The sequence below is a fragment of the Chamaesiphon sp. OTE_8_metabat_110 genome, from assembly GCF_031382685.1.
Classification (GTDB): Bacteria; Cyanobacteriota; Cyanobacteriia; order Cyanobacteriales; family Chamaesiphonaceae; genus Chamaesiphon.
This window is the reverse complement of sequence record NZ_JANMZA010000127.1, coordinates 1-3,492: the sequence shown is the minus strand read 5'-3', so window position 1 is coordinate 3,492 and position 3,492 is coordinate 1. Positions and strand designations below refer to the sequence as shown.

The 3,492-nt window shown below is 41.4% G+C and carries 7 protein-coding genes; 2 read left to right on the top strand and 5 right to left on the bottom strand.

The features are described from left to right. Positions 1-172: 172 nt before the first annotated feature. Both RMO52_RS04495 and RMO52_RS04490 read left to right on the top strand, forming a co-directional pair. A complete protein-coding gene (locus RMO52_RS04495) occupies positions 173-385 on the top strand; it encodes a hypothetical protein (protein ID WP_309741105.1) in 213 nt (70 codons plus the stop codon). A 2-nt stretch (positions 386-387) separates the two neighbouring features. Beyond that, entirely contained in the window at positions 388-816 is a 429-nt protein-coding gene (locus RMO52_RS04490) for a type II toxin-antitoxin system VapC family toxin (protein ID WP_309741104.1), read from the top strand. A 98-nt stretch (positions 817-914) separates the two neighbouring features. On the opposite strand, the gene RMO52_RS04485 is transcribed toward RMO52_RS04490, so the two are convergent. The 5 genes from RMO52_RS04485 to RMO52_RS04465 all read right to left on the bottom strand — a co-directional run. Next, positions 915-1,109 carry a DUF2281 domain-containing protein gene (locus RMO52_RS04485; protein WP_310411262.1) on the bottom strand — a complete coding sequence of 65 codons (195 nt, stop codon included), beginning with the start codon at positions 1,107-1,109 and terminating at the stop codon, positions 915-917. A 43-nt stretch (positions 1,110-1,152) separates the two neighbouring features. Further along, positions 1,153-1,476 carry a DUF4926 domain-containing protein gene (locus RMO52_RS04480; RefSeq protein ID WP_309741101.1) on the bottom strand — a complete coding sequence of 108 codons (324 nt, stop codon included), beginning with the start codon at positions 1,474-1,476 and terminating at the stop codon, positions 1,153-1,155. After that, positions 1,473-1,820 (bottom strand): DUF6883 domain-containing protein, encoded by a 348-nt coding sequence (locus tag RMO52_RS04475; protein WP_309741100.1) that lies wholly within the window; start codon positions 1,818-1,820, stop codon positions 1,473-1,475. The genes RMO52_RS04480 and RMO52_RS04475 overlap by 4 nt, the downstream gene beginning before the upstream one ends. A gap of 684 nt (positions 1,821-2,504) precedes the next feature. After that, on the bottom strand, positions 2,505-2,945 hold the full coding sequence (locus tag RMO52_RS04470; RefSeq protein ID WP_309741099.1) for a hypothetical protein: 441 nt from the start codon (positions 2,943-2,945) through the stop codon (positions 2,505-2,507). 220 nt (positions 2,946-3,165) lie between these two features. Then, the coding region (locus RMO52_RS04465) for a transketolase C-terminal domain-containing protein (RefSeq protein WP_310411259.1) at positions 3,166-3,492 on the bottom strand (327 nt) is incomplete at its 5' end.

Here is a 3,492-nt window from a genome sequence, read left to right as displayed (position 1 = left end):
GGCTCTGAACAGTCGATCGAACATAAATATGATTACCTCCGGTAGGCTACGCCAACGACCTTTACCCCCACCCACATATTCGCCTGTACGGGTTCGTAGATGGCTCTGTTTATGCGTCGATCCTCTCGTAAGAGATATAATTTAGAAAGTCGCTCTTTCTAAGGATAAAGAAATGTTGAATGAAGTAACTATCGAAAGACGTTTGGAAACTCTCGAACAGACAGTTTGTGAACTGCAACAAAAGGTTGACAGCAAGCCTGTCACTGAAAGCTGGTTGCAAAAACTTACTGGCTCAATCTCTGATGAAGAAGTCTTCCTTGAAGCACTGGAATACGGAAAAACTTTCCGCCAATCGGATCGTCCTGTTACAGAAAGTGTCGAGTAATCGTGAAATATTTGCTGGATACCGACCATATCAGCTTTCTACAACGCAGATCGAGTGTGGAATTTACCCGTTTAATGATGCGAATGGACAGGTATTCTCCAGAAGATTTTGCTTTATCTGCCGTTAGTTTCCACGAACAGACGCTTGGTGCCCACAATTTTATCAATCGCGCTCAGACAAATACCGATACGATTCGCGGGTACAATCTTTTAATAGAAATTCTTCAGGGTTTTGCATCGGCTCCTGTTTTGCCATTTGATGTTGAAGCGATTGCGATTTTTGATGAGTTACGCTTCCAAAAAGTTCGGGTATCAACAATGGATTTGAGAATTGCCGCAATTGCTATCTCTCGTAACTTGGTGCTATTGACTCGTAATGTTCGTGATTTTAGCAAAGTTCCAAAATTAGCAACAGAAGATTGGACGGTTTAGATCGACCATCAATACGATCGATCGAATCCCCACCCACATATTCGCCTGTACGGGTTCGTATATGGCTTTGTTTATGCGATCGATGAGGAATCGATCGACTACAAATTTTGCCATGCAACTTCTTCTGCTGGTTTTAACCAGTCTTTCTGAAGGATCGTTTCACTGAGCAAGGCAGTTTCCATCATCCCTTGCTGATGTTTAACTTTCAGATATTGTAAATAATCCAAGACTTCGGACAAAATACCATCGGGGGTGTCTTCAGTTTCTTGAATAATTTTTTCTCTAATATTCATATTTCATACCCGAACAACTGATAGGTGCAATAGCCGAAACATTTTAGGCAGATATCCTTTCGTTGTGAACGGAACGAGCAAATTCAAAAACTTTGGATAGATTATCTTCTGGTAAAGCAGATAATATCGCTTGAATTTTTTCAGCGATCGGTACCCAAGTTTTAGATGCAGATCGCCACACTATGACAAAAGAGTCGATCGATAATGCAACTAACGCGATCGATTCTCCATCTGAATTGGTAAATTCTACCTCATACTGTGAATTGCCATATTCTTCACAAATGGCACCTCGATCGCCCGCACAGAGGCTATGAGCAGGTAAATCGATTAGGAGTTCAATCACATCGAAGAGTTCGGGATTTTTCATGGCTGTTTTTTCACATACAGGGTGAATAATCTAGCAGAATCAGTTTTAGGCTGAACTATCCAGCCAGTCTGGATGATGGCTCTTTGATTTTCAGTACCTACTACTTCTAAATCTACCTGATATCGCTCTCCGTGTTGGTCTTCACTTTTCTGGATGGCTTCTGCTGCCATCGCCTGAGATTGGATTTGTTCGAGTAGCGATCGATAGTTATCTCTGTTGTAACCCAGGACACGTTGAAAGATTATTGCTTTGTCGGCTCCGACGGGGTTATCGGGGTTCAATGCGTATTCTGTCAGCTTGCGTGGATCGATCTCGATACGGGAAACAACATCACTTAATTTCATTTTACTGCTCTCGCCGATCTATCCATCTACATCATATTCTCACGATCGACCATGAATCCGATCGATCGAATCCCCATCCACATATTCGCCTGTACAGGTTTGTAGGGGCGGGTTTATGCCATCGATTCCGAATAATTCTAAAATCTAAATCGAACCCGCCCTCACCCACCGATAACCGATCGAATGTTACCATCCATGAATTCAAACGATCGATCGAACATCATCATCTACGCACGATCGAATCGCAATCGATATTTGCTGGTGGGGTTGGGCGGGTTCGTTCACAATTTTTGGAATTTGGCGATGATTATTAGCATAAACCCGCCCCTACAGATCTGATAATAAATAAGATCGATCGAATCCCCACCCACATATTCGCCTGTACGGGTTCGTAGGGGCGGGTTTATGCGATCGATTCCGCATAATTCCAAAATCTCGATCGAACCCGCCCTCACCCACCAATAATCGATCGAATGTCACCATCTATGAATTCAAACGATCGATCGAACATCGTCATCTACGCACGAAAGAATCACAATCGATATTAGCTGGTGTTGTTGGGCGGGTTCGTTCGATATTTCTAGAATTCAGCAATGTTTATTTGCATAAACTTATCCCGCCCTTTGCATGTAAAGCAAAATCTTATTTTTAAATAATTCTAATTTGTAGGCAATGATTATTTTATTAAGCCCCAGCACTACTCATGCTAATACAACCGAAGGAAAATATAGGCATAATTAGATAAGTAAATAATACTACCCATCGATTTGCTGGAAAATCATCAGGGATAACTAGCTCTGGATTGATCAATCCCAATAATAACCACAAGGGAGAGGTGAAGATCGAGAGAAAATAAAAAACAATATAAATTGTAAATAAGATTGTTGCTCCAAATGGTAAGAGAATAAAAGCTTGAAACCCTTTTTCAATTAGTTCCTTGGAAGAAGTATCAGAAGGTATTAGCGAAGTGATCCAAAGAAGGGGAAGACAGACAATCCATACACACAATAAAATCGTGTAAGGAATCGAGCAAATAGCAAAGACCACAACTGCTAGAACAGAAAGTAATGGAAAGTAAGCAGTGCAAAGTAAACCCCAACGTAAATTATTACCAAAATCGCTCATAGCCTTATCCCTAGAAGTCGTAGCTCAGATAAATATAATTCTATATACGTTGCTACAGCGGTAATATCCGGACAATTTTATGTTCGAGTGAAATATAAATTTGTCATTCTCTTGATTTTAAATTCAGACGAAGTAAGGAAAATAATTCTTCAGTCATACACAAAACAACGCACGAGTCGGAATCAACTTCCAACTCGTGCGTCTCAAAACCTAAAATTTCCTAACCCATCAACTTCTTAACCGCAGCCATAATCCCAGCGGGATCTATCCCCTGATGTGGGAACTGCTCCCATAGACCGCCACAACCTTCTATATGCGTACCGAGGTGGTTGTAATTAGGCTTATAGCCGCGCTCCAATAACTGCGAACCGAAGCGACTGCCCAAACCAGTTTTGCGGTTGAAAGATTCGACGACTAATACCATCGGTGACTTACCAATTTTCGACATCATTTCTTCATCGATCGAGTTCAATGTTGGCTTATTAATCAGACCGATATCAATGCCTTCTTGTTTGAGGCGTTCGACTGCATCTAAGGAGCGGTATAA

What these genes read in the sequence shown, in the direction of transcription:
- RMO52_RS04495 (WP_309741105.1), top strand. Translation starts at nt 173, where the DNA reads ATGTTGAATGAAGTAACTATCGAAAGACGTTTGGAAACTCTCGAACAG.
- RMO52_RS04485 (WP_310411262.1), bottom strand. Translation starts at nt 1,109, where the DNA reads ATGAATATTAGAGAAAAAATTATTCAAGAAACTGAAGACACCCCCGAT.
- RMO52_RS04480 (WP_309741101.1), bottom strand. Translation starts at nt 1,476, where the DNA reads ATGAAAAATCCCGAACTCTTCGATGTGATTGAACTCCTAATCGATTTA.
- RMO52_RS04475 (WP_309741100.1), bottom strand. Translation starts at nt 1,820, where the DNA reads ATGAAATTAAGTGATGTTGTTTCCCGTATCGAGATCGATCCACGCAAG.
- RMO52_RS04470 (WP_309741099.1), bottom strand. Translation starts at nt 2,945, where the DNA reads ATGAGCGATTTTGGTAATAATTTACGTTGGGGTTTACTTTGCACTGCT.